General features: G+C 60.2%; 21 protein-coding genes and 2 pseudogenes. 12 read left to right on the forward strand and 11 right to left on the reverse strand.

Features of this window, described 5'->3' with window-relative positions; genetic code table 11:
- Positions 1 to 280: 280 nt before the first annotated feature.
- From ACMGT0_RS14215 to ACMGT0_RS14235, 5 genes are read left to right on the forward strand one after another with little or no spacing between them, the layout of a single operon-like run.
- A complete protein-coding gene (locus ACMGT0_RS14215) occupies positions 281 to 1564 on the forward strand; it encodes an alkaline phosphatase family protein (RefSeq protein WP_416773112.1) in 1284 nt (427 codons plus the stop codon).
- Positions 1564 to 2523, forward strand: coding sequence for a transglutaminase domain-containing protein (locus ACMGT0_RS14220; RefSeq protein ID WP_160319874.1), 960 nt, complete (start codon positions 1564 to 1566; stop codon positions 2521 to 2523). Before ACMGT0_RS14215 ends, ACMGT0_RS14220 begins: the two co-directional genes overlap by 1 nt.
- 15 nt (positions 2524 to 2538) lie before the next feature.
- Positions 2539 to 3282 carry an SDR family NAD(P)-dependent oxidoreductase gene (locus ACMGT0_RS14225; protein WP_416773113.1) on the forward strand — a complete coding sequence of 248 codons (744 nt, stop codon included), beginning with the start codon at positions 2539 to 2541 and terminating at the stop codon, positions 3280 to 3282.
- Positions 3282 to 4214, forward strand: a complete 933-nt coding sequence (locus ACMGT0_RS14230) for an ROK family protein (RefSeq protein WP_054059644.1) — start codon at positions 3282 to 3284, stop codon at positions 4212 to 4214. The genes ACMGT0_RS14225 and ACMGT0_RS14230 overlap by 1 nt, the downstream gene beginning before the upstream one ends.
- A gap of 49 nt (positions 4215 to 4263) precedes the next feature.
- Positions 4264 to 4965 carry a YczE/YyaS/YitT family protein gene (locus tag ACMGT0_RS14235; RefSeq protein WP_054059645.1) on the forward strand — a complete coding sequence of 234 codons (702 nt, stop codon included), beginning with the start codon at positions 4264 to 4266 and terminating at the stop codon, positions 4963 to 4965.
- Between the two features lie 58 nt (positions 4966 to 5023).
- On the opposite strand, the gene speD is transcribed toward ACMGT0_RS14235, so the two are convergent.
- Both speD and ACMGT0_RS14245 read right to left on the reverse strand, forming a co-directional pair.
- A complete protein-coding gene (gene speD, locus ACMGT0_RS14240; RefSeq protein ID WP_054059646.1) occupies positions 5024 to 5386 on the reverse strand; it encodes an adenosylmethionine decarboxylase in 363 nt (120 codons plus the stop codon).
- Positions 5387 to 5786: 400 nt separating this feature from the next.
- Positions 5787 to 6071 carry a hypothetical protein gene (locus ACMGT0_RS14245; RefSeq protein ID WP_192842750.1) on the reverse strand — a complete coding sequence of 95 codons (285 nt, stop codon included), beginning with the start codon at positions 6069 to 6071 and terminating at the stop codon, positions 5787 to 5789.
- Positions 6072 to 7058: 987 nt separating this feature from the next.
- Here ACMGT0_RS14245 and ACMGT0_RS14250 point away from each other — a divergent pair.
- Complete coding sequence (locus ACMGT0_RS14250) at positions 7059 to 7925, forward strand: hypothetical protein (protein WP_416773116.1); 867 nt, start codon at positions 7059 to 7061, stop codon at positions 7923 to 7925.
- An 87-nt stretch (positions 7926 to 8012) separates the two neighbouring features.
- On the opposite strand, the gene ACMGT0_RS14255 is transcribed toward ACMGT0_RS14250, so the two are convergent.
- Positions 8013 to 8549 (reverse strand): hypothetical protein, encoded by a 537-nt coding sequence (locus ACMGT0_RS14255; protein ID WP_054062402.1) that lies wholly within the window; start codon positions 8547 to 8549, stop codon positions 8013 to 8015.
- A gap of 148 nt (positions 8550 to 8697) precedes the next feature.
- Between ACMGT0_RS14255 and ACMGT0_RS14260 the strand changes: the two genes are divergently transcribed.
- Complete coding sequence (locus tag ACMGT0_RS14260; protein ID WP_416773117.1) at positions 8698 to 8991, forward strand: hypothetical protein; 294 nt, start codon at positions 8698 to 8700, stop codon at positions 8989 to 8991.
- Entirely contained in the window at positions 8954 to 9250 is a 297-nt protein-coding gene (locus ACMGT0_RS14265; RefSeq protein WP_416773119.1) for a hypothetical protein, read from the forward strand. Before ACMGT0_RS14260 ends, ACMGT0_RS14265 begins: the two co-directional genes overlap by 38 nt.
- Before the next feature lie 123 nt (positions 9251 to 9373).
- On the opposite strand, the gene ACMGT0_RS14270 is transcribed toward ACMGT0_RS14265, so the two are convergent.
- Complete coding sequence (locus ACMGT0_RS14270) at positions 9374 to 10906, reverse strand: diguanylate cyclase (RefSeq protein WP_416773121.1); 1533 nt, start codon at positions 10904 to 10906, stop codon at positions 9374 to 9376.
- A 254-nt stretch (positions 10907 to 11160) separates the two neighbouring features.
- On the reverse strand, positions 11161 to 13071 hold the full coding sequence (locus ACMGT0_RS14275) for an ATP-binding protein (RefSeq protein WP_416773123.1): 1911 nt from the start codon (positions 13069 to 13071) through the stop codon (positions 11161 to 11163).
- Between the two features lie 209 nt (positions 13072 to 13280).
- Between ACMGT0_RS14275 and ACMGT0_RS14280 the strand changes: the two genes are divergently transcribed.
- On the forward strand, positions 13281 to 15050 hold the full coding sequence (locus tag ACMGT0_RS14280) for a GGDEF and EAL domain-containing protein (protein ID WP_054062397.1): 1770 nt from the start codon (positions 13281 to 13283) through the stop codon (positions 15048 to 15050).
- 26 nt (positions 15051 to 15076) lie between these two features.
- Here the strand turns inward: ACMGT0_RS14280 and ACMGT0_RS14285 are convergent, their stop codons facing one another.
- The gene (locus ACMGT0_RS14285) at positions 15077 to 15517 is read right to left on the reverse strand and encodes a helix-turn-helix domain-containing protein (protein ID WP_054062396.1); all 441 of its coding nucleotides are present in this window, start codon (positions 15515 to 15517) and stop codon (positions 15077 to 15079) included.
- Positions 15518 to 15586: 69 nt separating this feature from the next.
- Between ACMGT0_RS14285 and ACMGT0_RS14290 the strand changes: the two genes are divergently transcribed.
- The 3 genes and pseudogenes from ACMGT0_RS14290 to ACMGT0_RS14300 all read left to right on the forward strand — a co-directional run.
- A complete protein-coding gene (locus ACMGT0_RS14290) occupies positions 15587 to 16816 on the forward strand; it encodes an MFS transporter (protein ID WP_416773126.1) in 1230 nt (409 codons plus the stop codon).
- Positions 16817 to 17427: 611 nt separating this feature from the next.
- A pseudogene (locus tag ACMGT0_RS14295) lies at positions 17428 to 17673 on the forward strand (PAS domain-containing protein); the annotation flags it as partial.
- 24 nt (positions 17674 to 17697) lie between these two features.
- Positions 17698 to 17975, forward strand: a pseudogene (locus ACMGT0_RS14300) (methyl-accepting chemotaxis protein); the annotation flags it as partial.
- Positions 17976 to 18021: 46 nt separating this feature from the next.
- Here the strand turns inward: ACMGT0_RS14300 and ACMGT0_RS14305 are convergent.
- The 5 genes from ACMGT0_RS14305 to ACMGT0_RS14325 form a co-directional block, all read right to left on the reverse strand.
- Entirely contained in the window at positions 18022 to 18972 is a 951-nt protein-coding gene (locus ACMGT0_RS14305) for a copper resistance protein B (RefSeq protein ID WP_416773128.1), read from the reverse strand.
- A 122-nt stretch (positions 18973 to 19094) separates the two neighbouring features.
- Positions 19095 to 20843 carry a copper resistance system multicopper oxidase gene (locus ACMGT0_RS14310; protein ID WP_416773129.1) on the reverse strand — a complete coding sequence of 583 codons (1749 nt, stop codon included), beginning with the start codon at positions 20841 to 20843 and terminating at the stop codon, positions 19095 to 19097.
- 234 nt (positions 20844 to 21077) lie between these two features.
- Entirely contained in the window at positions 21078 to 22142 is a 1065-nt protein-coding gene (locus tag ACMGT0_RS14315; protein ID WP_241494296.1) for a 2,3-butanediol dehydrogenase, read from the reverse strand.
- Positions 22143 to 22206: 64 nt separating this feature from the next.
- Positions 22207 to 23319 (reverse strand): acetoin dehydrogenase dihydrolipoyllysine-residue acetyltransferase subunit, encoded by a 1113-nt coding sequence (locus tag ACMGT0_RS14320; protein WP_416773130.1) that lies wholly within the window; start codon positions 23317 to 23319, stop codon positions 22207 to 22209.
- Positions 23316 to 24335: an alpha-ketoacid dehydrogenase subunit beta gene (locus ACMGT0_RS14325; RefSeq protein ID WP_054060718.1), complete on the reverse strand. Its 1020-nt coding sequence runs from the start codon at positions 24333 to 24335 to the stop codon at positions 23316 to 23318. The genes ACMGT0_RS14320 and ACMGT0_RS14325 overlap by 4 nt, the downstream gene beginning before the upstream one ends.
- Positions 24336 to 24373: the final 38 nt, after the last annotated feature.

Here is a 24373-nt window from a genome sequence, read left to right on the forward strand (position 1 = left end):
GTGCTAAAAAAGCACCAACAAATTCCGCCTCCAGAGCTTTTCGGGGAGCCACGGTTGGCGTGGCATAGGCACGCTGTCACAAAATTTTTATCCGCTTTCCCTTACGCTTTGGACGTGTTGAACAGAGTTGCGTAGGTGCCCCTTTTGGGTGCCTGGATGCGCTTTGAATTCATAGAGATATTTTGGAAGTTTGTGGCGCTGTCATGTCGAGGACATCGATAAAAGATGTACTTGGCTGTGCTCGACGTTATTTCAGGGAAGAAAAGAGGTGATTGGCAGCATGAGAACTCTCATTGTCGTTGCGGAGGGTATGGATCCGCTTGTTCTCGAGAAAGAAGTTGCTCAGGGCCGACTGCCGTGGTTTGCAAAACACTTGGGCGTTAACAATTATCGCCATCTGGACTGCGGCCCGGTTCCCTATGAGCCGAGCAACTTGGCAACTGCCTTTAGCGGTGTGAACCCCGGTCGTCATGGCTGCTTCTCCTACTGGAGTGCGCACAGTGCCGGGGAGATGCCACGGATTCTGGAAACCACCGATGTGATGGCGCCCAGGTTATGGGAGTGGCCGCAGATGGCGCAACAGCGTTTTGCCGTGGTCAATGTGCAACTGACGCATCCTCCCAAGCCGCTCAATGGCACCTTGATCACCTATCCGATGCTCAATGCCATGAACACCAGCTACCCGAGAAGCCTGCTGCGAGACCTCAATGCTCGCGGGGTCAGGTATGCCCACGACGTTTCACTGTTCTACACCGGTCAGCCACTCGAAGATTTCGCCGAGCAGGCCTACCGGATTGCGTCGCTGCAGTTGGATAGCGCACTGGCGCTGGGCGCTGAAGCCGATGTGATGATCGTGAACCTCACACTGGCGGATCGCCTGTCGCATTTTCTCTGGCATGAGGTGGAGCAGGCCCAGCCCGGATACCGTCCCCATGTGCTGAGGGCCTACGATTTCATCGACCAGGCCTGCGCCCGACTGCAAGCATTGGCGCCCGATTCGATGCTGGTATTTTCCGAGATGGGTTTCGGTCCGCTCGATGGTTTCTTTTCCATCAATGAGCACCTGCGTGCCGCGGGTCTGCAGGTGCTCGATGAACACGGACAGGTGGACCTTGAGCGCAGTGTCGCGCTGGAGACCGTGCAAGGCTCCCATGGGGTGATGCTATGTGCCGACCTGTGCAACTCCGGTCGCTCCGACCTCACACTACGCCGGGACGTCGAGCAATGCCTGCGCGAAATCCGCTTTGCCGATGGCCGCCTGGCGTTGGCTGATGTCCGCTCGCGAGAGAGCATGTATACGGGGCCCTACACTGATCGAGCGCCAACCTTCATCGTCAGGCCGGCCGATGCCCGGCGCCCCCCCTTGGGGGACCCGCGCTGGGCCAATCATGTTCGGCGCACCTCGCAATCGGGCTGGCATCGCGAGCGTGGCTTCGTGTTGAGTGTTGACGCATGCATTCAGGCACCCGAAGGGCCGTTGCACCTGCAGCAGATTGCGCCTTCGATCGCGACCTTGAGTGGTTGCCAGGCTCATGAACAATGTGAGCTGCCGGGCTTTGTATGATGACGCTGGCGCAGCAGGCTCAAGGCGAAGCCCGGCGTGTGCTGGTGGAGCTGGCCAAGGTGAAGGACGGTCACCGCCGCTTTTGTGTGGACGAGCAGGGTGCGGCGCTCTACGGTATCGCACCGCAGTTGCTGGCAGAGCTCAAGGCATTGGGGCTGGCCTCATGTCAGGGCAAGGACGGCGAATGCTTCGACCCTGATGACCTGTACAACCTTTCCCTCTACCTGCGCTTGCCATCGCTGCACAAGTTGGCCATGCGCAGTTGGTCTTCAGCCTTTCGTGACAGTGAGCGTGATCGGTGCATCGAGCTCAGCTACGCACTCGATGCGGTGCCAGAGCACGCCATCACGATCTTGCTCCCCAGTGGTGAGTTGCGTGTCTGTGATACGCCTGACCAGATGCAGGTGCACCAGGAGCAGTTGATCCTGCCGGGGCACCAGAGGCTGCTGCCGTCACCCTTTATCGAACTCATCGAACACACCTGTGCCGATATGCGCTTTTTCATGCTGCACGACGCCTTGCGCTGGGATCTGGCGTTCATGGTCGAGCACCGGGTGGCCGAGTGTGGCGGCTTCTCCAAATTGCTGGTGCAGCAGGCCCTGATGCGTGGGATGCCCGCACGACAGGTGTTTGGTCTGTTGCTAAGCGCTCCCTATGCCACGGGGCACTACTGGGCCGAGCTGCTGGTGGAGGATCAGTGGGTCGCCGTCGACCCCTTGATGATTCGGCTGCTCTGCAGCCAGGCCGGTCTTGATGAAACTCGTTGGCCACTGCACCGATCTCCAGCAACTGCCTTGTTACGACTTTCTTGCGTCGATGCCTATGACCAGGACGGGGCGCCTTGCCTGAGTTGTTTCGAGGGTCAGCAATTTCGTCAGTTGCCTGTCGTGACAGCGGGGGACAGGCAGCACCCGGTGTCATTCAAGGTGGCTGTACAACCACCAATATCAAAGCTGTAGCAGATAGGGAAAATCATGCAGGAATCAAATAGACAGGCATGCCTCGTGACAGGGGCATCCGGTACGCTGGGCCTTGCCATATGCGAAAAGTTGCTCAGCCTGGGCGTCACCGTGGTTGCGCTGTTTCACCGCAATGAACAACCGTTGCAGGCTCTGCTCGAGCGGACACGGGAGTGGCCAGGTCGCTTGATCATTTTGGCCTGCGACCTGACGAATGCGCAGGAGACAACGCGATTGATGTCGATCTGCTCTGACAGGGGGCTGGTCATTCACTCGGTGGTTTGTTGTGCGGCGAATCTGTTGCGCAAATCGGCCCTATTCAGTAGCCCGTCGGACAGCGAACGGCTGTTTTCGCTCAATTTCGAGAGCGTCACGCGTTTGTTGCGTCAATTCATGCGCCCAATGCTACAGCGGCGCCAGGGGCGGGTGGTGCTGATCGGATCGCGTGCTGGTGAGACCGGAATGCCGGGCCAAAGCCTGTATGCCTCAACCAAGGGTGCACTGCATGCCTATGCTCGTTCGTTGGCTTTCGAAGTAGGCGAACAGGGCATCACGGTCAATGTAGTTGCCCCTGGTGCGATCGCCGGCCCCTTGACTCACTACAGCGAAACCGAAGCCAGCGAGATCTGTCGGCACATCGGCTTGCGTCGTTTGGGGCAGCCAGCCGAGGTGGCCGGGGTGGTCGCCTTTCTGCTCGGTGCGGAGGCCTCCTACATCAACGGGGCGGTGATTGCCGTCGACGGTGGAGGGCGCTTCTGATGCATTGCGCAAGCGTAGATCTGGGTGGTAGCAAGATCGCCCTGTGCTTCAGTTTCTCGGGACGGATCATGCAGCGTGAGCGTATCGAGATTCCCTCCGGTCTTCATCCTCAGGTCATCCTGGACCAGGTGAAGGCACTGATCGAATCGCAGATCCTGCTCCATGGTCCGATCAGTAGCCTGGTCATCGCCAGCGCTCCGACGCTCAACGCCGACGGCACCATCATCCGCTGGCCCAATCGGCCCGACTGGGAGGGGGTCGCCTTGGCACATGTCTTTCGTGTCGCCGGCGTCGATCGGGTGATCTGGTGTGATGATGGTACCGCTGCGACCTACGGTGATGCCACGGTCATGCGGGCCTCGAACCTGCTGCATCTGTCGCTGGGTACCGGTGTGGGCGGTGGCGTGGTCTACCAGGGACGCATCCTGCCCAATCGGGAGCTGGGGCATCTGCTTGTCTGGCCAGGAGGGGCTTTGTGCAGTTGTGGCCGCAGCGGTTGCCTGCAGGCTTACGCCTCGTTTCGCTCACTGGACAAGTTTGTCGCTTCGATGGGGTTCTCTGACGAGGCCGCGCTCAGCCATTGGCGTTTGCGGGCCGTTCAGGCGCTGGCACTGACTGTGGCCAACCTGGTCGAGCTGTTCCGAGTCGAGGTCGTCTGCCTCGGCGGCGGTCTGCTGGGGCGTTTTCCTGAAATGCCGCAGATGGTCAGCGTTCTGCTGCGCGAGCCCGGCTATCTCAAGCCGTCTCTGACTGCCCCGTTGGTCATGCAGTCCCCCCAGGGTACCGAGGCTTCCCTGTTGGGAGGACTGTACCTGGCCGAGGCCAGCCATGAAGTACAGAACGAAATCTGTGAAGGCGGCCAGGGCAACAGCAAGGCAACCATCCGCCATGTCGGCAACGGGTTGAGCTTCATCTCCATGAGCACACGCTGAGGGGATGGCCTTGGACAACCGAAAGTTTCAACGAAGGAGCGTACTTGGAATGAGAAACAGAAGTGATCGTAACGGCACCGTTCGACGGGTATTGATTGAAAGTGCCAGGGCCTGGTCGGCGGTGGATCGGCTGAGCATGTACCTGGGAGGGGTGGTGGTATTTTCGTTGGGGGCGTTGTTCTTCATCACCAGCCATCTGGGGACTGACCCGCTAGACGTGTTCGTTATTGGTTTGAACGGTAAGTTGAATTTGGGATTGGGTGCCTGTTCCGCGATTTTTTCCATCGCCATGCTGGCCTGGTGGGCCCTGTGGAACAAGCGATGGCCTCCCATCAGTCCGTTTGTCACCACCACGCTGACCGGTCTGTTCATCGACTTATGGCTGCTGCTGGAGATCGATGACCTGCTGAGCGCCAGGTTCACTTCCTATGTGATGCTCGCCATCGGCCTGGCGTTGTGCGCCTATGCTTCTGCGCTGATTATCATGAGCGGGATTGGTATTCGTGTCATCGATCTGATGGTGATCACCATCATGCGCAAGGTGGGCTGGTCCTTCACCTTTTCCAAAATGGTTCTGGAGATCTCCATCTTCCTGGCTGGGTGGGTATTGGGCGGGCCTTTCGGTATTGGTACGATTGCATTTCTGCTCATCATCGCCCCGCTGATTCGGCCGTTCATGAACCTCAATGAACGCTATTTGCGCCTATCCAACTATGGACTCAGCCAGCGTCAATCCCTGTCGGTCGAGTGACACCGGTTACCTGCTCAAGCAACGCCTGCCGCCTGGGGAAAACCGGGCGGCATTCTTATCAGATTGCACCGCGCTCCACGACCTTCATCGCCGATTCGCCACACTGCAAATGCTCACGAATGAAATCGAAGGCCTTGGTGGGGTCGCAGCTTGTTCCACAAGTAAAGATGTCGAGAAACAATGCACCATGTTCTGGATAGGTGTGGAAGGAGGCGTGCGATTCCTCCAGTAGCACCAGAATCGTTGCGCCTTGAGGTTCGAAACGTTTGGTCAGGGTGCCACAGACTGTTGCACCGGCCTTGGCTGCTGCATTGCAGAGCAATTGTGTCAGGCCGTCGATGTCGTTGAGTTTGTCCAGGGCAACGTCATAGAGTTCGCCAAGGGCGTGCTTTCCAAAGAAAAAGTTGGTGTGGGTGTTCATTTGACATCCGTGTTCAGGGGAAGCGACAACAGCGTGTCGACCAGGTTGAGTTCACTTGCCGATCATGCAGCAGCGTTTCGCTGGACACTAAAAAAATCAGGCGGGGATTGTTTGAAGTTGTGATTAGTTGATACCAAATATTACCGTTTGCCTGTGTTCAACCTGCGTGATTGTTCCATGCTTGCGCCCCCCATGATATTGCGCCAGAAATGCACCGCTCGGGTGCTGGTTCAGTGTGTGGAAGGAGTGGGTTTGCGAAATGCCAACACCTACGAGAGCCATCTGCAAGGTGTGACAGGCGGCTATCTCGAAGGCGAGAGGGATCTTCTTGCGTTGACTGAGATGGCGCCGGGGATGTTTAGTAAGGCATTTTTAGTAGCCCTCCCGCTTGGTCGTGCTGCTAAGACTTAGCTGCGTCCGTCCAACGCTGGTAGCTTTGCTTGGCATGTTCTGGGGTATCGAATTTTGGCTTTGACCGCAACGCGAACGTCTTTTCGGCCAGGGCTTCCAAACGTTCAGCTGCCTTGGGTAACCAGCCATTCTGGATTGCCCAGAGCTTGATGTTTTGAGCCGGTTCTTGGTGATTGCGCGAACGCAGGATTCGCAGAATGCGTTTGGCGTGATCCTCATCGGACGGGTGCAGAATACTGTGAGCGCGGTTGACTATCGCGGTCAGCGACATCATGGCCTGTTCCACGATCGGATCAGTAATCAGCTTGGCCGCAGAAACGGTGGACCTGCAAAGCTTTGTAGGCTTGCCTGGGTTCTACCCCACTAACACGGACACTTTCGAGTAAGCTCACACCGAGCTGAAGGAGTGTTCATGAAGCGCAAGAAATACAGCCCCGGGTTCAAGCGGGAAGCCATCGAGCTGGTTCATCGTTCAGAACATCTCTGATATGACCCAGTACGTCTTGCCTGTAACTGCTACAGAGGTGGATGTCACTCTCACCCGCGATCACGGTCTTTGGCGCTTCGACTTCAGCGCCAAATGACCTGAGGCTGCGGTGAGGCTCGGTTGTCGCCGCGTGCCTTCATATGGTTAAGCAGGAAGCCTGGCTTCCCGTTTTTCTACACAGCGCGGTCAGTTGCTGGCACTGGCGGTCTGCTTCTCCAGCATCCAGTCCATTCGCAGCTGCGCCAGCGATCATTTACCTTGAAGCTGCGCCGGGGTCGTGAGATACGGCTATATTTCATCGACCTTCCTGGACACGACCTCAAAGGTGAACCCTTGCTCCTTGAACGTAGCACCCCACTCGAAGTTACCGGGTGGAGGCCCGCAGACCAATTGCAGAGATCTGCCGGAGGGGCTGTCATACAGGTGCAGGACTTGGGCAATGTCTCCCGGCGCTGCCTCCCTGAAACTCAGCCAATCCCTATAGGTGATCTCGGCCAGATCAACGGTGATGAGCCTGATGGTGTCGCCTTCGCAGAGTGTCATGGTGGAGTGGGCATCGTGTAGGGCTAGAAGGGCGCCTCTGTCGCCAATGGCGAGGGACTGAGTGCGTTCAGGGTGCCCTCAGGGTCATACGCCAGGGGTTAGCTGGCAGATAGCCATAGGCAATCCGGGAACCCCGGCTTATGCTCTGGCCGTCGCCTGTGCTGGGTGCCCAAGGACCAGAAGCTGAGGTGCGCAGCACGGGCTGATATCCACTCACACCAGGAGCGATGTATGGGACAGTCGAGAAGTGTCGAACAGCTGCTCAAATTGAACGCCCGATTCCAGGTTTACATCGATCAATCCTTTAATGAGTTGTATAGGCGCCTTGACGGCCAAGCCGCCGAGCTCAAGCAAAGGATCGAAGCCCATTACCGCTCATATGGCGACGACACCTCCCTCATGTCGGGCGACTTTCGGCACCTGACCTTGGTCAGTGAGTGGTCGCTTGAGTCGGTCGAGCAGATGATCGATGCCTGCTGCAAGACCCTTTTTGGTGCTCCGCCCCCGGTCGGCGTACTCTGGGGACCGTTTGCCAGCGAGACGAGCTACGTGCTTGGGGAAATGAGCAATCTTGACGTATTGATCTCCAATGCTGCATTCGACACCGTACAGGGGTTATTGACCCGTTCCGGCTCGCCAACCGAGGACCTTGTTACCATCAAGGCGGATAAGAGGACACTGGCACCCGGCATCACCTTGTTTATGACCGTGCTGGAGAGCGCATGCGGTCGTAAGGACTTCTTCAATAACGAGCCGATTGTTCAGACCCACTTTTTGTTTGATATCCGGTTCTCTCTCAGGGAGGGCCGGGCCCTGAACCGGGTCAATGACCTGCAGACCTATCAGGACCAGCGACAGTTTACGCTCCAGCAGATAATGAAAATTGCTGGGGCGGTCGACGCCCTCAACCCTACCGCTGACGACTATCTGCTCCTGCTGGCCAAGTACGCAGCCATCAGTGGCTCGCTCTTGTCTCGCCTGAGCAGCATTGATCGAAAACTGAAAGGTATTTCGCCACGGGCCACTGCGGCGCCCCACGATTTCAACATTCCTGCCATTGTGGCGGGCATCAAGGAGCGCTTCGAAAGCGCCTTATAGGCCCCGCGCAGCCGAGCGGCAGCTGCATTCCCGACTGACGGCCAGAGCAGAGGAACGCTATCCATTCCTCCGCTCCAGCTGCGTTCTCTAAAAATCGAAACGCTGGTCAAACACTTTTTGCTCACCGACCGCCACGGTGCATTGGCGGGCCACTTCAACCGGCGTCACTTTCCCCAACAACGACACCAGCGACTTGTAGAACACCTTGTCGCAAGCGGCGTCTTTGCTGAAGGCCTGGGCATTTCCGGCCGCGTCGGCGGTAATCCGGCAACCGGCCACCAATTCGGCGGGCAACTGGTTCAAGAGTACCGGCTTGGAACCTGAGCCCTGCAATTGCATCAGCTCATCGCACCCCCCTTTGGCCGGGCCTTCCTTGATGGTTTTGGTGAAGGCTACGCGTTGGTAATCCGTACCGGTGAACAGCACCTGGTCGTTGACAGCCACTCGGTATTGCGAGGGTTTGAAGGCGATGGACTTGATGCAGAACTGCGTGGTGACCGGTTTTCCGTTGACCTCAGTGGTGGACGACTTGCAGCCTGGGGTGGCCTGGGTGAAGGTGGTATCGGGCGAGCTGACGCAACCGGCCAGTGAGAGCAGACACACACCGAACAGCATTTTTTTCATGGGACTTCCTGTGCTCAAACACACCGCCTCCAGCGGACGGCTTCGGGCGCGTATCATACCTGCGCAGCGGGGCCCAAAGGCGCAAAAAAGCGAGGTTGGGGGTTTTATCAAGGGCTCAGCATTTCACTGGGCCAAAAGGATATGAAACATGAAGACGGACCTGCTCAACGATTTCTCGACGCTGTTTGCCTATTGCTGGTACCGCGACTTCCCCCTGGATGGCTACAGTCGGGACTGGGGCTCGACTTCGGATTGGAACATCCATACCGGCTACACCGTACGCCGGGTCGCCGACCTGATGGGGTACTACGCTCATTTTGAGTCCAGTGGCCGTACCGATGCGGTGATCCGCGACGCGCAGAAAAGCGCGGTGGTCTTTGCCGAGTGGGAGTGGGAGAGTCCCCTTGAAAACGAGATCAACGAGCCAAAAAAGCATCTCTGATGCAGCCCTCAAGGAGCGTCCCCAGTTCTGTTTTCTGTTCAGCTATGCGCCCACGGGTACCCTCGAAAAACAGCTGGCTTACATTGAGCAATATTGGGAAGCCGACGTTCCGCTGCTGGTCACGCTGATCGAGTACGAAGGGTTCAATAAGCGGATCCTCAAGACGATGGTCATGTACCGCCTGGACCACGGCACCTGGAGTCACGTGAGAGAGCAGCAGGCGCTGTCATGGGATGTGGCGGGGACACGATGGGCCTAGTACGGGTGAAGCCTCACCTTATCGTCGGGAAAAGCCGCAATAGTCCCCTCGGTGGGCGGGCTGTTGGTGAAGATGATCTTCCGGCGTGCTGCTTGGTGGTGTTGGACCCCGGCAGCCGCTCTGCTACACCTCGGCAAGCTGGACTTGATCTCTACCACTTGATTTGGCTCTGTACATCGCGGTATCGGCACGCCGGACGAAGGCGTCAAACGATTCTGATGGAGTCCACGTCGCAACGCCGAAGCTACAAGTCACCTGTCCAATATCGTCAAACGGCAGGTTGCTTATCAGAGCTCGAAGCTTTTCTGCCAGCAGTCTCGTATCGTCCAGTTCGGTATCCGGGCAGATCAATGCAAACTCTTCTCCGCCCGTTCTGCACAACAGATCGGTTTTGCGTGTGGCCGAACGTATCCGTGTGCACAACGATTTCAGAACGTTATCACCCCACTGATGGCCGTAGCGGTCGTTGATCTGTTTGAAGTGATCGACGTCAAACATGATCAGCGACAGAGGGCGGTAGTGCACGGTAGCCTCGACGAGCAGGCTTTCCATCAATTCTTCGAAGTATCGGCGGTTATAGACGCCGGTCAGGTGGTCGGTGATATTCAACAGACGCAAGTCTTGTGTGCGTTCATCAACCAGCGAGAGCGCACGGGCGCGCTGCGTGATCAGCATGTACACCATCGAGGTCAGCAGCAGTGTCAACCCTGCTCCGAACACGATAATCAGGTTGGTGGACAGGGCGTAGCTGTTGCTGAGCAGAAAGGTCGAGCTGGGTCTGAACTGGATCAGGTAATTCTGGTCGGCTACTTTCAGCAGCCGCTGCGCGTACAGCCCTGAAGGGGCAGCAGGGGTCGAGCTGTGATAAATGGTTTCCCCTTGATGCTGCGTGTCGCTCAATGAAAGCGTCACGTTCAGTCGTTGCAGACTTGGCAATGGAATCCCTTGTTCCATCAAAGAAGCCAAGCGCACGGTGGAGACAACGAATCCCTGCAAATCATCATCGTTCAAGGAAGCCTTGCGGGACTCGCGGAAGACAGGTGCGACAAAGAAAATTCCCGACTGCCCATTGGTCATTTCCAACGGTTCCGACACGGCTATTTGACGTGTTTCTCGTGCCTTGCTCATCAAGGCCTGGCGGCCCGGGCGAGCCAGAACATCCATGCCGGGCATGATCGTTACGTCATCGCGCTTCAATAAGTAGAGCAATATCAGGTGTTCCGGCCGGTGGGTGAGGGGGGCTCTCTCGCCGGTGACGGGATTCATTTCATGATATGAAAAATCACTGGTGCCGTTACCAAGCGCCTTGGCGCGAAAAGCCTGGAGGTCCTTCTCGAGAATCCTCGGTACCCAGCCACAGGATTCGTCCTCTCCGACCAGGGGCGTGACGAATCCCAAAAACTCCCTTTCAGTGACATCGTCGGCGTTGATAAAGAAACGCCTCACAACGTCCAGTTTCAGGACCTGGGTATTAAAGCGTCGTTGCAGGCGACTGAATCTCTCGTCGACCTCCAGCTGAAAAGCAACGCTAACGGTACGCTGCTCTGACCTTTCGAACAGAGCCAGTACCAGAAAGGTGATGGCCAGCCCTGCCAGGCACACCAATCCGCACAGGATGACGTCTGCTGCTTTGAGTGCGTTCTGACGAGTAGACATCATTTTGTGTTCCTTGCTCATCGTCAAAAACAGCGTGCAGTGACTGGAGTGCTTTTGGAGTATCGGCACGCTTGCCGTTATCTTTATGAACAAGGTGTTGGAACAAGACGTTTTTGAAAGGGCTCCCCATGGCTCTCATCCAAGCCATGAAGATTTCACAGAAAGTTTAATCGTTCGGCGTCGTGGTAATAGTATGGCTAGCTAGTTTCCTGGCTTGCAGGTGAATCGATGATCCCCCCGACGAAGCCGTCGGGCTAACTGAGCAGTCGTTCAACGCCTGTCTTGAACTCCTGAATGGTAAAGGGCTTTACCAGCAGCTTGGCCTTGCCCTGCTGTTCGTGAATACGGGTGGTGGCATCGACGAAACCTGATATGAACAGAATCTTGAGGGCGGGTCGCATTGCCCATGCAGCCTTGGCGACGTCGTGGCCATTCACGTTACCGGGCAATATGATGTCCGTCACAATCAACTGCAGATTCTGTAGCTCATTGATCTGCTGTAGAGCCTGACTGGGTGTACTCGCTTCGACCACCTGGTAGCCCATGTCCTGCAATGCCTCTCCGACCAGTTCGCGTATGGCGGCCTCATCGTCGAGGACCAGCGCCGAGCCCAGGTTCGTCTGTCCGGCCCTATCGATCCTGTCGACGGGGGTATCTTTCGCAGCCGGCATCACGCCGCTGTATACCGGCAAGAACAGGCTGACCGAGGTGCCTTCACCCAACACTGATTCGATTTGCGCATGCCCGGATGCCTGACGTATGAAGTCCTGCACCACCGAGAGTCCCAGGCCGGAACCCGAACCCAGCGGTTTGGTGGTGAAAAACGGCTCGAACGCATGCTCGGCCAAACTGGCCGGCATGCCCTGGCCGGTGTCCGTGACCCGTATCTGCACATAGTCACCCCTGTGCAGATCGGAACCCGGCGGGGGAGTGTCCAGAGTCAGCCTGAGCACCTCGACGGTCAGGCAACCGCCGTTGGGCATGGCATCGCGTGCGTTGATGCACAGGTTCAACAGGGCATTTTCGAATTGATGGGCATCGCAGTAGCACAGGGCTGAGTCTGAAGCTGTCAGCAACTGGAATTCAATCTGCGGTGTCAGCGTTCTGGCAATCAGCTCTTTCATGCCCTCCATGAGCAGGGCGAGGTCGACCGTTTCACTCGCCAAGGGTTGCTTCCTGGCGTAAGCCAGCAGCCGATGTGTCAGTGAACTGGCCCTGTGGGTGGCGTCTCTGGCCAGCGTGACATAGCGCTCGACTTCACCGAATCGCCCCTGGAGGAGGCGCTGCTGGATCATCTCCTGGGTACCATTGATGATGGTGAGCAGGTTGTTGAAGTCGTGCGCCAGCCCCCTCGTCAATTGTCCGAGCGATTCCATTTTTTGACTCTGCTGCAACTGGGTGCTGACCCGTTCCAGTGCCTGCTGTCGCTCACGGTAGAGGGTGATGTCCCGTGCGATAGCAAAATAGAGGCCTGCACGCTCCGCGATTCTCCAGTTCAGGAGCAGGGGCTGGCCATTGCTGCGCACACTCTGGGTATCGAGTTCCGCTATGGGGCGATCACCGAGACTGCGCAAGGCGTCCGATAACTGTGCCGGTGAAATCAGACTGGAAAACGCGCCTTCCCTGAGCTGTTGCTCGCTCCAGCCGGTTTCGACCTGCCAGGCGGGGTTCATCGCCAGCACTTCACCGCTCTCGGACAGTGTGCAGATGAGGTCGGGAGACGCCTTCCAGATACCATCGCGCTCATCCGTGCGCCGTTGCACTTCGCCTTCAAGGTTTTTATTGACCTTGTCCAGTGCTCTGAGGCTGCGTCGCAACAGGGCGCAGACGATGGCTATGCCCAAGGTGACCAATCCGAAATTCAGGCTGTTGAGCCACGTCGTCGGGTCGTCTTCAAAACCGATCGGTCCTATGAAGAAATATTGTGCCGCGAGCACTGCCAGGACGCATCCCAGTACGGAGGGTCCTACACCAAACCAGAAGCCGATGAGCATCAAGCCGGGTATGAAGAATAGATAAGGGAGCGCCGTGGCTGACATCTGTGCACGCACAACACAGCACAACGCAACCACCAGCACAGCCCCCAGGTAGCGTGTCGGGCGCTTGAGATGAATTCGTTCCAAACGTTGAAGAACGTTGGCGGCCCGTCTAAAAAAACTGGACAAGAATGACTCCGGTGTTGAGGTTTCTGGCCATCATCATAGCTGGCAAGCGTCTAGGGCGCTGCCTGGAGGCTTTCCCCGTCAGTAACGGTCTGGCATTAGTTCCTTTGAAGGAGCATGAGGTTCCATCTTGCGGAGCCCTCAAGGATGAACAAACCGGCAATGTGCCACTCTTAAGGGCATGCGCCTTTCACACTGCAACTGGAGTTACCATGGACAATACGACAATCGAGCAGGATGAACGCTTGCGTCTGGTCGAGGTCGACCGTTTGACGTCCGAGCTTTCAAGCGGCTCGGACCCTGTGCTGAACAGCGTCGTATCCATGCTCTGCGCTTATTTCAATGTGCCGATCGCATTGGTCAGCATCATTGATCGCGACTATCAGATATTCAAGGCACGGATAGGTATGGCCCTGGAGCGTACGCCGAAGGAGCTGTCCATCTGTGCTCACTGCCTGGGGCAGGAGACGGTGCTGGAAATCTGCGATGCACAGACAGATTCCCGTACTGTCGATAATCCGTTGGTGACGGGGGACCCGTACATCCGCTACTACGCCGGGGCTGCCCTGATGGTCAGGCCCGGTGTGAGTGTAGGCCGCCTGTGCATCATCGACCGGAAGACGCGAGCGGCTCTGAACGAGCGCGATCAGGAGCTGCTGCGCAATGCCGCGCAGATTGTGGTGTCGCGACTGCAGTCCATCCACCAGCAACATTTTTACGACCCGATCACCGGGTTGCCCAATCGGCGGCGCTTCGAGGCTGACCTTCATGACGCCGATGCATTTGCCGGCCAACTGGCTGTATTGATCGAGCCGATTTCGGCATCTGGCATGGACAGACAGGTGAAGGCTCTGGGTGTGGAGTTTTTCACCGATTTCATGCTCGCGGTCAAGGAAGTCCTGTTGGAGGTGCTGCCTGCATCCGCACGTTTGTATCGGGTCAGTACCCTGAGCTTCCTGACCCTGGTCGAGCCTTGCGAGGCGATGGCCTTGTCCGAACAACTCAATAAAATCGTCCTGGCGCTGAGCAGGCCGCTGCACTGTGGCAACGTGCCGGTGTTCGCGGACGTGGCTATCAGTGTTCTGGAACTGGGCGTAGAGGTCGATGCCTCACTCGACAGCCTGCGCCTGATGGCCAGCATGACCGACGCCGCACGTCAAAGCGAACATCGCTGGCTGGGTTATGACCCTGTGGTGGATGCCAGCCTGCGTCGCAGCACCACATTGCTCAACGACCTCGAGGCGGCGCTTATCGCTTCGGATCAATTGCGCCTCGTCTACCAGCCCAGGGTCGGCCTGGCCAATAATCGCTGTGTGGCAGTCGAGGCACTTCTGCGCTGGACCCATCCCACCTTGGGTCCGATCAGCCCTGCGGAATTCATCCCCTTGGCTGAAACGACCGCATCGATTCGTGGCATCACACGCCTGGTGGTCCGGCGTGTCTGCGAGCAACTGGCCCAATGGCAGGCTCAAGGGCTGCAGCTGTCGGTATCGCTGAACATCTCTGCGCTGGATCTGGGTGACGGCCACCTGTTCGAGGACTTGACCCGCGCGTTGAGCGAATACCGCCTGGACGCTCGCCATATAGAACTCGAGTTCACCGAGAGCGCACTCGTGACCGACTTCGATATGGTCCACCAGCAACTGCAACGCTTCCGAGACCTGGGTGTGGCGATTGGCATCGACGATTTTGGCAGTGGCTACAGCAACTGGGTGTATCTGCGCAGAATCCCCGCCACCAGTGTGAAGCTCGACCGTTCGCTGCTGGCCAACCTGCAGCCGGGGAACAATGAGTGGCACATTGTTCGAGGCCTGATCAGCCTTCTGCGCGACTTGAGTCTCACGGTCGTGGCGGAAGGTATAGAAACGGATTTACACCATCATCTCCTGCGTGGCTGGGGATGTGATCAGGGGCAGGGGTATTACTACGCCAAGCCCATGCCGCCCGAGGACCTCGTGGCCTGGCTGGCGAGACCGGTGTGACGCCTTGAGCGGGCCCGCTTCCAGGGTCACCGGTTGGCCTTGAAGGCGGGTGATTTCTTCTTTGCCTGCTTGATGTCGCGCTTGCCGGCCATCTCTACCAGTCGCCGAAAAGTGGGGCATTCCAGGTGGGATGGCGCAGGGCAGTCGGCAACGTGGCGAAGGGTGTCGCGCAGGGCCGTCAGCTCGCGGATCTGGCGGTCAATCTCGTCAGCCTTGTGATGGAGCAAGGGGCGTGACAGGTCCGGCAGGCCATCCCTGCCGAACATGCCGGCAATCTCCCCAAGCGAGAAACCCGCTGATTTACCCATCGAAATCAGCTTGAGCTGCAACAGCACCTCGGGCGAAAACTGCCTGCGCAGCCCATGCCGTGCGATGGACGCGATCAACCCGGCTTCCTCGTAGTAGCGCAGCGCCGAGGGCCTGATCCCGCTCTTCGCCGACACCTCGCCAATATCCAGAAGTTTCATGCTTGACCTCAAGTTGACTTGAAGTTGCAAACTACTTTGAGTCTGAAATTCTGGAAAGGGGGCAAGGTGATGAAATGGGCGCAATCGCTCGTATCGAAGAGAACACAAGCAGGCATCACGTTCACGCTGGCATTGTCGATGCTGCTGACCTCGCTCGGCACCAGCATTGCCAATATCGCGCTGCCCACGCTGGCCGAGGCGTTTTCGGCACCGTTCGCCCAGGTGCAGTCGGTGGTCGTCGCCTACCTGGCGACCCTGACGATCGCGGTCCTGATCGCTGGCCGGCTCGGCGACAGCTTCGGGCTGAAACCGATGCTCATGGCTGGACTGGCGATATTCGGCGTTGCCTCGGGGCTGTGCGGCGTTGCGCCCAACCTGTGGCTGCTGATCGGTGCGAGGGCGCTCCAGGGTATCGGCGCCGCCTTCCTGATGACGCTGGCCATGGCGTTGATGCGCCAGACGGCCAGTGAGGCGCGTATGGGGCGTGCGATGGGCCTGCTCGGTACCGTCTCGGCACTCGGAACAGCCCTGGGCCCCTCATTGGGCGGGCTCTTGATCGAGGTGACGGGATGGCGCGGGATCTTCTGGGTCCAGTTCCCGCTGGCGTTTGTCGCCTTGATCCTGGCTGCCGTGACGCTGCCGGGCGGCACCGGCGAGGGCACGACACCTTCTGCAAGCGTGTGGTCGGTGCTGGGCTGGCGCCTGGTGCCCAACCTGCTTGTCAACGGCCTGGTGGCCGCTGTCATGATGACGACGCTGGTGGTGGGGCCCTTCTTTCTGGGCGTCGGTCTGGGCCTGAAGGCGGCGCAGGTCGGTTTTGTCATGGCCATGGGACCGGTGATTTCCATCTTCAGCGGGGTTCCCTCGGGACGGCTCGTTGATACCTGGGGCAGTGACCGTGCACTGGCCCTGGGACTGGCCCTGTTGGCGGCGGGCGCTCTCTTGCTCGCGTTTTTGCCGAACATGATCGGCGTTGCGGGCTACCTGATTTCCATTATCGTCCTGACGCCGGGCTACCAGCTCTTTCAGGCGGCCAACAACACCACCACGCTGGCAGACGTGCCCCAGGATCGGCGCGGCACCGTGTCGGGACTGCTCAGCCTGTCGCGCAATGTCGGCCTGATCACCGGGGCATCCGTGATGGGGGCCGTTTTCTCGTACGGTGTCGGAACGCAAGCGTTCTCGCACGCCAGCGCTTTGGCGATTGCTTCCGGCATGCGCCTGACCTTCATACTGGCTGGCGTGATGATGATCGCCTCAATCGTGATCACCTTCGGTCGCGCCTCCTGTCGTTCGTGATAACAACACACCCCTCAGGCCCGGATAACATTGTTTTTCAAAGGGCCACGCTGCCCCCTGTAGTCCTGAAGCACCACGGTGTTTCATCGATGCGAGACCGTGATCCTTACACCTGCCTGGCGAACCCCTCTTGTCGACAGGGTGCTGTCCCCTTGCCTGGCAGGCATGGGCAAGACCCGCTTCAGGCTCGTACAAGTAATCACCCTGGGCCTGCGATTAGATTCAGTGTTTCGACGTGACGCACAAAGGGCAGGCGCATGTTCTTCAAGAAGCACAAACAGCCACAAGGGTCCGGCGAGGCCCGGCAACTGGAGCAGTCCACGCAGGAAAACGCGCGTCTTACACAGCAGTTGCAGGCGGCCACGCAGTTGGCCGAGCAACAGGCCATTCGTCTGGCGCAGGTTGAGCACGCGCTTGAAACCCTGCATCGGCAACTGGAGCCGATGCGCCAGCGGGAGCAGGCTCTCGACCTCGAGGTGCAACAGCACCTGCAGCGGGCTGGCCAGCATCAGTTGGAGGCCAGGGTCTGGGAACTGTTGCAGTCGACCCTGACCGAGGGCTGCTGGGACATCGCGGTGGTCAACGGCGATGTTCAGGACCCGGCCAGTTGCATGCGCTTTTCCAATCAGTTCCGCGTCCTGCTGGGGTACACCGCCCAGGAGCTGCCCGATGGCTGGGAGGCCCAGGTGGGTATTACCCATCCGGACGACCTGCCGAAGATGATGGCAATCTTCGACCGCGAAATCCTCGGTCTCCACGGCAGTGGCGAGTATGTTTTCGAGTACCGGATGCGGCACAAGAGCCGGGGCTATATCTGGTGCCGCGAGCGTGGCCGCGGGGTGCGCGATGAGCAGGGGCGATTGACCCGGGTGATTGGCGCGGTGCGCGACATCAGCGATGAGCGATCGGCCCAGTCAGCCCATCAGCAGATGCTGACGCAGAATCAGGCGACCTACGACCAGATTGCGACGGTGGTGGGGGTGATCAAGGGGATTGCCGACCAGACCAATCTCCTGGCGCTGAACGCGGCGATCGAGGCGGCCAGGGCGGGGAGGTGGGACGTGGATTTTCCGTGGTGGCCGATGAGGTGCGCAAACTGGCGGAAAGTACCCGCCAGGCGACCCACCAGATTCAGACCATGTTGCACCAGCACAAACAATGAAGGGCATCGGCCACTGCCACGGCGGCGCGGGCACGGTTCATGCTCAGAACCACATCCGGATGCCGGCAACGAAACGCGCCTCATCCACGTCCCCATCCTCGTCGCGGATGAAGCCGGCGGTCCTGCCGTAGGCGCGGCTCCAGGTGACGCCGATGTAGGGGGCGAACTGGCGCACGACTTCATAGCGTAACCGCAGCCCGACTTCGGTATTGGAGAGGCCGGAACCCACGCCGCGTGCCGGGTCGTTTTTGCCATGGAAATTGGCTTCAGCGGTTGGCTGCAGGATCAGGCGATTGGTCAGGAGGATGTCGGACTCGCCTTTCAGCCGAACGGCTGTCCGGCCGTTTTCACCGATGAAGGCGGTGGCCTGGGTTTCGAAGTCATAGAGCGGCATGCCCTGGACGCCGAACGCCGCCCAGGTCTGGGGCGATTGCGGCTTGAAATCCTGGCGTACCCCTGCGACGGCGTCCCACCAGGGGCTGATCGAATGCCCGTACAGCAGCTGCAGCTCGGCGTCCTCGGTGGTGCGATCGGTACGCTGGCCTTCGGAGCGAAGCCAGAGCCGGTCGGTGTCCGTGCCCACCCAGCCCGAGGCTTCCCAGGCCAGGGTGCTGCCCTCGTTGGCAGCCTGGTACTCGAGCTGGTCCAGCAGGAAAAAGCTGTTGATCCGGTTGTCATGGATCTGGTGCCCGCCCAATGGGGGTAAGGCGGCCTGGCGGTCGACGTCGGTCAGGGCCGGAATCGGCGTCCGGCTGGTCGCCGCCGGCGTAGCCGGGCCAGGGTTCATGCCGGAATGATTCATGGCACCATGATTCATGGCGCCGTGATCCATGCCTGGCATCGATCCCGGCGAGGGCACGCTATCCGTCTGCATGTTGCCGTGTCCCATCGCCGAATGGTCCCTCTCTTGAGCGGCGAAACCGCTCGCTCCACTCAGCAGGCCGAGGGCAGCGGTCAAGGTCAGCAGCGCGGGTCTTGCCAGGTTATTGCTCATGTTGCCCTGCCTTGGCCTGGTCACCGTACCAGGAGAATGGGGTATTGGCTGCAAGCGGGCCTGCCGCCGCCATGGGGAAAAGGGCGTTACGCTGCATCGGTGGGGTCATCTCGAATCTCCCGTCATTCTTCCACGCGGACTTCCCGGAACATGCCCATTTCCATATGGAACAGCAGGTGGCAGTGATAGGCCCAACGCCCCAGCGCATCGGCCGTTACCCTATAGCTTCGTTTTGAGCCGGGCGGCATGTCGATCGTGTGCTTGCGCACCTGGAAACGGCCGTTCTCATCCTCCAGATCACTCCACATGCCGTGGAGGTGGACGGGGTGAGCCATCATGGTGTCGTTGACCAGGGTGATGCGCAGGCGCTCGCCGTACCTGAGGCGCAGCGGTTCGGCATCGGAGAATTTGATGCCGTCGAAGGACCAGGCGAATTTCTCCATGTGGCCGGTCAGGTGCAACTCGAGCGTGCGGCCCGGCTCCCGGCCGTCCGGGTCGGGGAAGGTGCTGCGCAGGTCCGCATAGGTCAGCACGCGGCGTCCGTTATTACGCAGCCCGATGCCCGGATCGTTCAGCTTCGGTAGCGGGTTCGTCGCCTGCATGTCGACCAGGGGATTGTGCTTCTCCGAATCCGGATGGCCCTGCCGCGTCGTGCTCAGGCCGGTCATGCCGGCGTGGTCCATGCCGGCCATCGTGCCGTGGTCCATGCCCGGCATACCGCCCGGCATGGCGCCGTGATCCATCCCGCCGTGATCCATGCCCATGTCATTCATGGACAGCAGGGGGCGCGGGTCGACCGCCGGCACCCGGGCTTGCAAGCCTTCGCGGACGGCCAGGGTGCCCCTGGCGTACCCGGTGCGATCCATGGACTGAGCGAAAATGGTGTAGGCCGGCTGGTCTTCAGGCTCGACGATGACATCGTAGGTTTCCGCAACGGCGATGCGGAACTCGTCGACCGAAACCGGATGGACGGGTTGCCCATCCGCGGCTACCACCGTCATCCTGAGGCCGGGAATCCGCACATCGAAATAGCTCATGGCGCAGGCGTTGATGAAGCGCAGGCGGATTTTCTCGCCGGGCTTGAATACGCCGGTCCAGTTGCCGTCCGGGGCCTGGCCGTTCATGAGGTAGGTGTAGGTGTACCCGCTCACGTCGGCCAGATCGGTAGGGTTCATCCTCATCTCGGCCCACATCCTGCGATCGGCTAACGCGGCCGACCAACCCGTCTCGCTCACATCGCTGATGAAGTCCGCGACGGTCCGCTTGTGGAAGTTGTAGTAGTCGGACTGCTTCTTGAGCCTGGAGGCAACCCTCGCCGGGTCCTCGTCTGTCCAGTCGCTGAGCATGACGACGTAATCACGTTCGTGGGTGAATGGCTCGGGGTCCCTGGCATCGATCACCAGTGCGCCGTACACGCCCACCTGCTCCTGGAGGCCGGAGTGGCTGTGGTACCAGTAGGTGCCGCTCTGGCGGACCTTGAACCTGTATTCGTACAGGCCATCGGGCGCGATGCCGTGGAAGCTCAGGCCTGGCACGCCGTCCATGTTCGCCGGCAGGATGATGCCGTGCCAGTGGAGGGAGGTGTCCTGCCTGAGGCGGTTATGCACGCGCAGCGTGACGGTATCGCCTTCGCGCCAGCGAAGAGTCGGCCCGGGCAGGGAACCGTTGATTGCCATTGCCGTGCGTGGGGTGCCGGTGATGTTCACCGGCAGCTCACCGATGTAGAGATCGAAGTCGGTGCCCGTCAGCACATTCGGCTGGCCCGGGCTGGTCAGCGCCCAAACCGGGGCGCGCCACATGCCCAGCCCGCCCAGCAGGCCGGTGGCGGCCAGGCCCTTGACGAAGGAACGTCTCGTGGTTTTGCTTTGCATGCCGTTGCGTCCAGTCAGATGATTCGCGGGTCTCCAGGCAGGCCAATGCGGCCGGCCTGGTCCCTGGCTTCGTGATCAAGTTAGTGATCCCGTGCTGTCAGCGACCTGAGCCCGACATTACTTTTCCGTCAGCTTCTGGAGGGGAGATTCTGCTGTTCACCGATGTAACAGGTGGGGTCTGATACCGGCTGCATGACTGAAGAGGGCCGCAACCTGCGGCCCTCAAGGTGAAACTCAAGGCACTTGGGGTGAAACGATAATCTTCACGTTGTGCTCCTTGTTGTTCACGAGCTCCTGGAAGCCCTTCTCGACGATGTCTTCAAGCTCGATGCGTCCGGTGACCAGCGGGGCGATGTCCAGGCGGCCGTCGGCAATGAAGGCGATCACATCGGCAAACTCGCCGTTGTAGGCCAGCGAGCCGAACACCTGCTTCTCGGTCGCCACCAGTTCGAAGAAGTTGAACGAACTGGGTTCCTCGAAGATGCCCACCAGCACGCAGGTGCCGGCCTTGCGGATGGCGTCGATGGCCAGCTTGGCAGTGTGCTGGTTGCCGATGCACTCGAAGCTGACGTCCGCCCCCAGGCCTTGGGTGAGGCGGCGCACCTCCGCCAGCACGTCGCATTCGTTCGGATCGAGCACATGGCTGGCGCCGACCTCACGGGCCTTGGCCTTGCGGGCCGAGGACATCTCCAGCGCGATCACCTGCGCGGCACCGGCGGCCTTGGCGCACATGATGGTGCACAGGCCGATGGTGCCCGCGCCGACTACGACCACGTTGCGCCCCAGCAGGCTGCCGGCCTTCTTCACCGCGTGCATGCCCACCGCCAGCGGCTCGATCAACGCCCCGGCTTCGGCGGGGAAGCCCGCGGGGAGCTTGTACAGCAGGTTGGCCGGTACGTTGACCCATTGGGCGAAGGCGCCGTTGTTCATCAGGCCGGTGAAGGCCAGGTTCTCGCAGATGTTGTACAGACCGTTGCGACAGTAATAGCAGGTCCCGCAGTGCTGGCAGGCGTCGGCCGCGACGACCTCGCCGCTGCTGAAGCCTTCGACGCCGGGGCCGAGCTTGACGATTTCGCCGCAGAATTCGTGGCCGAGAATGCACTGGCCCTTGATGCCGGTGAGCGGGTGTGGCGCTTGCACCGGTATGAACACGGGACCGGCGACGTACTCGTGCAGGTCCGAACCGCAGATGCCGCACCAGTGCACGCGGATCTGCACCCAGCCGGCTGGCGGGTCACCCGGCAGCGGCACGTTTTCCACACGGATATCGTTGCGGCCGTGCCAGACCGCGGCACGCATGCTGTTGGTGTTGAGGGTCATGGCTGTCTCCTGGGGCCCGGCCCTATGGGCGGACCCTCGTTGGTCAATGGCGTTTGAGGAAGTCCAGCAGCAGGGCGTTGACCGCCTCGGCGTCTTCGAGCTGGAGCATGTGGGCCTGTTTGGGCAGCACGTGAACTTCGGCAGGCAGCCCCTCGGCGTGGCTGGCCGGGATGATCGCGTCCGCCTCGCCCCAGATCACCAGGGCCGAGTGTTCGGCGGTATCCAGGACATGGCGCAGGTCGTGCTGCTGCCGGCCGTTGGCGAAGAGCTGGTCGGCAAGCTGCTGCAGCGCCGTGCCCACACCTTCGAGCCGCTTGTACTTGAGCATGTCCTCGAGCATCTGCCGGTTGACCAGCGCCGGGTCGGAGAACAGCTGCACCAACTGCGGCTTGAGCTCGTTGCGACTGTTGGCCCTGACGAAGCCTTGCAGGTAGTCGCCGTTGATCTGCGTGCCCAGCCCGGCGCTGGCCAGCAGGCTCAACGTGCGCACCCGCCGAGGCGCCAGCCGTGCGGTATTGAGCGCCACCGCGCCGCCCATGGAGTGCCCGGCCAGGTGTGCCTGCTGGATATCGAGGTGATCGAGCAGGGCGAGTACCGCGCCGCTCAATTCGTCGAGGTCGCCGCGTTGCAGCGTCTTGCCCGACTCGCCATGGCCCGGCAGGTCCAGAGCGATGACCCGGCGTCCGGCCGCCAGCGCCTCGTGGTTGAACAGCCAGTTGTTCAGGTCGCCGCCGAAACCGTGGATCAGCACCAGCGGTACGCCGCCTTCGCCGCGCTCGAAGTAACGCACGACACGCCCCTGCAGCTCGACTTTCTGTGGTGTGGGCCCGCTGTCAGCCTCGCTGCCGCCGTTCGGAACGAACTCGGCCTGGAAGCGCCTGACCACTTCGTCGATCTCTTCGTCGCTGGCTTCACCTTCGACGACCACGCCCAGCAGGGCGCCGACCGGCAGGACTTCTTCCTCGCGTGCCACCTGCCGGCGAAGGATGCCGCTGAAGGGCGCCTCGACGCTGCTGCTGATCTTGTCGGTCTCCACATCGAGCACCTCGTCGCCTTTCTCGATGACGTCGCCGTTATCTTTGAGCCACGAGTCGATACGCCCCTCGGTCATCGACAGGCCCCACTTGGGCATGGTCAGGGTATGGATTCGGCTCATGCCACCTTCCTCCCTTGCACCAGTTCCAGGACCGTGGCCTCGATCTTCGCCGCGCTGGGGATATACAGGTCTTCCAGGGCGTCGGAGAAGGGCACCGGTGTGTGCGGCGCGGTGACCTGGCGGATCGGGCCCTTGAGCGAATCGAACGCCTGTTCGGCCACCAGCGCGGCGATGTCGGTGGCCATGGAGCAACGGGGGTTGGCCTCGTCGATCACCACCAGGCGACCGGTCTTTTCCACGCTTTCGAGGATGCTGTCGGCGTCCAGCGGGCTGGTGGTGCGCAGGTCCAGCACCTCGCAGGAGACTCCCTGGCGCGCCAGGCTGGCGGCGGCGTCCATGGCCAGGTGCACCATGCGCCCGTAGGTCACCAGGGTCACGTCATCACCCTCGCGCAGGAAGTTGGCTTCGCCGAAGGGCACGGTGTACAGCTCCTCCGGCACCTCGCCCTGCATCGAGTAGAGCAGCTTGTGTTCGCAGAAGATCACCGGGTCGTTGTCGCGGATGGCCTGGATCAGCAGCCCCTTGGCGTCATACGGCGAGGACGGGCAGACCACCTTGAGCCCGGGGATATGCGTCCAGAGCGCGGTGAGCATCTGCGAGTGCTGGGCGGCGGCGCGCAGGCCGGCACCGACCATGGTGCGGATCACCAGCGGGGTCACCGCCTTGCCACCGAACATGTAGCGGAACTTGGCCGCCTGGTTGAGGATCTGGTCCAGGCAGCAGCCGGCGAAATCGACGAACATCAGTTCGCACACCGGGCGCAGGCCACGGGTCGCGGCGCCCACGGCGGCACCGACGTAGCCGATCTCCGACAGCGGGGTATCCAGCACGCGGCCGGGGAACTGGTGGAACAGGCCCTTGGTGACGCCGAGCACGCCGCCCCAGGCGTCGTCCTCACCGGGTGCGCCAGCACCGCCGGCGTTATCCTCGCCCATGATGAACACCGTCTGGTCGCGGCGCATTTCCTGGGCCAGGGCTTCGTTGATGGCCTGCTGGTAACTGATCTTTCTGGCCATGATGGCTCTCCTCTTGTTGTTCCATGGGCCGGGGTGCG

This window comes from Pseudomonas sp. RHF3.3-3 (genome assembly GCF_048069595.1).
Lineage (GTDB): Bacteria > Pseudomonadota > Gammaproteobacteria > Pseudomonadales > Pseudomonadaceae > Aquipseudomonas > Aquipseudomonas fuscovaginae_B.

Coding starts and splice junctions, on each gene's coding strand:
- ACMGT0_RS14215 (WP_416773112.1), top strand. CDS start 281: ATGAGAACTCTCATTGTCGTTGCGGAGGGTATGGATCCGCTTGTTCTC.
- ACMGT0_RS14220 (WP_160319874.1), top strand. CDS start 1,564: ATGACGCTGGCGCAGCAGGCTCAAGGCGAAGCCCGGCGTGTGCTGGTG.
- ACMGT0_RS14225 (WP_416773113.1), top strand. CDS start 2,539: ATGCAGGAATCAAATAGACAGGCATGCCTCGTGACAGGGGCATCCGGT.
- ACMGT0_RS14230 (WP_054059644.1), top strand. CDS start 3,282: ATGCATTGCGCAAGCGTAGATCTGGGTGGTAGCAAGATCGCCCTGTGC.
- ACMGT0_RS14235 (WP_054059645.1), top strand. CDS start 4,264: ATGAGAAACAGAAGTGATCGTAACGGCACCGTTCGACGGGTATTGATT.
- speD (WP_054059646.1), bottom strand. CDS start 5,386: ATGAACACCCACACCAACTTTTTCTTTGGAAAGCACGCCCTTGGCGAA.
- ACMGT0_RS14245 (WP_192842750.1), bottom strand. CDS start 6,071: ATGATGTCGCTGACCGCGATAGTCAACCGCGCTCACAGTATTCTGCAC.
- ACMGT0_RS14250 (WP_416773116.1), top strand. CDS start 7,059: ATGGGACAGTCGAGAAGTGTCGAACAGCTGCTCAAATTGAACGCCCGA.
- ACMGT0_RS14255 (WP_054062402.1), bottom strand. CDS start 8,549: ATGAAAAAAATGCTGTTCGGTGTGTGTCTGCTCTCACTGGCCGGTTGC.
- ACMGT0_RS14260 (WP_416773117.1), top strand. CDS start 8,698: ATGAAGACGGACCTGCTCAACGATTTCTCGACGCTGTTTGCCTATTGC.
- ACMGT0_RS14270 (WP_416773121.1), bottom strand. CDS start 10,906: ATGTCTACTCGTCAGAACGCACTCAAAGCAGCAGACGTCATCCTGTGC.
- ACMGT0_RS14280 (WP_054062397.1), top strand. CDS start 13,281: ATGGACAATACGACAATCGAGCAGGATGAACGCTTGCGTCTGGTCGAG.
- ACMGT0_RS14285 (WP_054062396.1), bottom strand. CDS start 15,517: ATGAAACTTCTGGATATTGGCGAGGTGTCGGCGAAGAGCGGGATCAGG.
- ACMGT0_RS14290 (WP_416773126.1), top strand. CDS start 15,587: ATGAAATGGGCGCAATCGCTCGTATCGAAGAGAACACAAGCAGGCATC.
- ACMGT0_RS14305 (WP_416773128.1), bottom strand. CDS start 18,972: ATGAGCAATAACCTGGCAAGACCCGCGCTGCTGACCTTGACCGCTGCC.
- ACMGT0_RS14310 (WP_416773129.1), bottom strand. CDS start 20,843: ATGCAAAGCAAAACCACGAGACGTTCCTTCGTCAAGGGCCTGGCCGCC.
- ACMGT0_RS14315 (WP_241494296.1), bottom strand. CDS start 22,142: ATGCGTGCCGCGGTCTGGCACGGCCGCAACGATATCCGTGTGGAAAAC.
- ACMGT0_RS14320 (WP_416773130.1), bottom strand. CDS start 23,319: ATGAGCCGAATCCATACCCTGACCATGCCCAAGTGGGGCCTGTCGATG.
- ACMGT0_RS14325 (WP_054060718.1), bottom strand. CDS start 24,335: ATGGCCAGAAAGATCAGTTACCAGCAGGCCATCAACGAAGCCCTGGCC.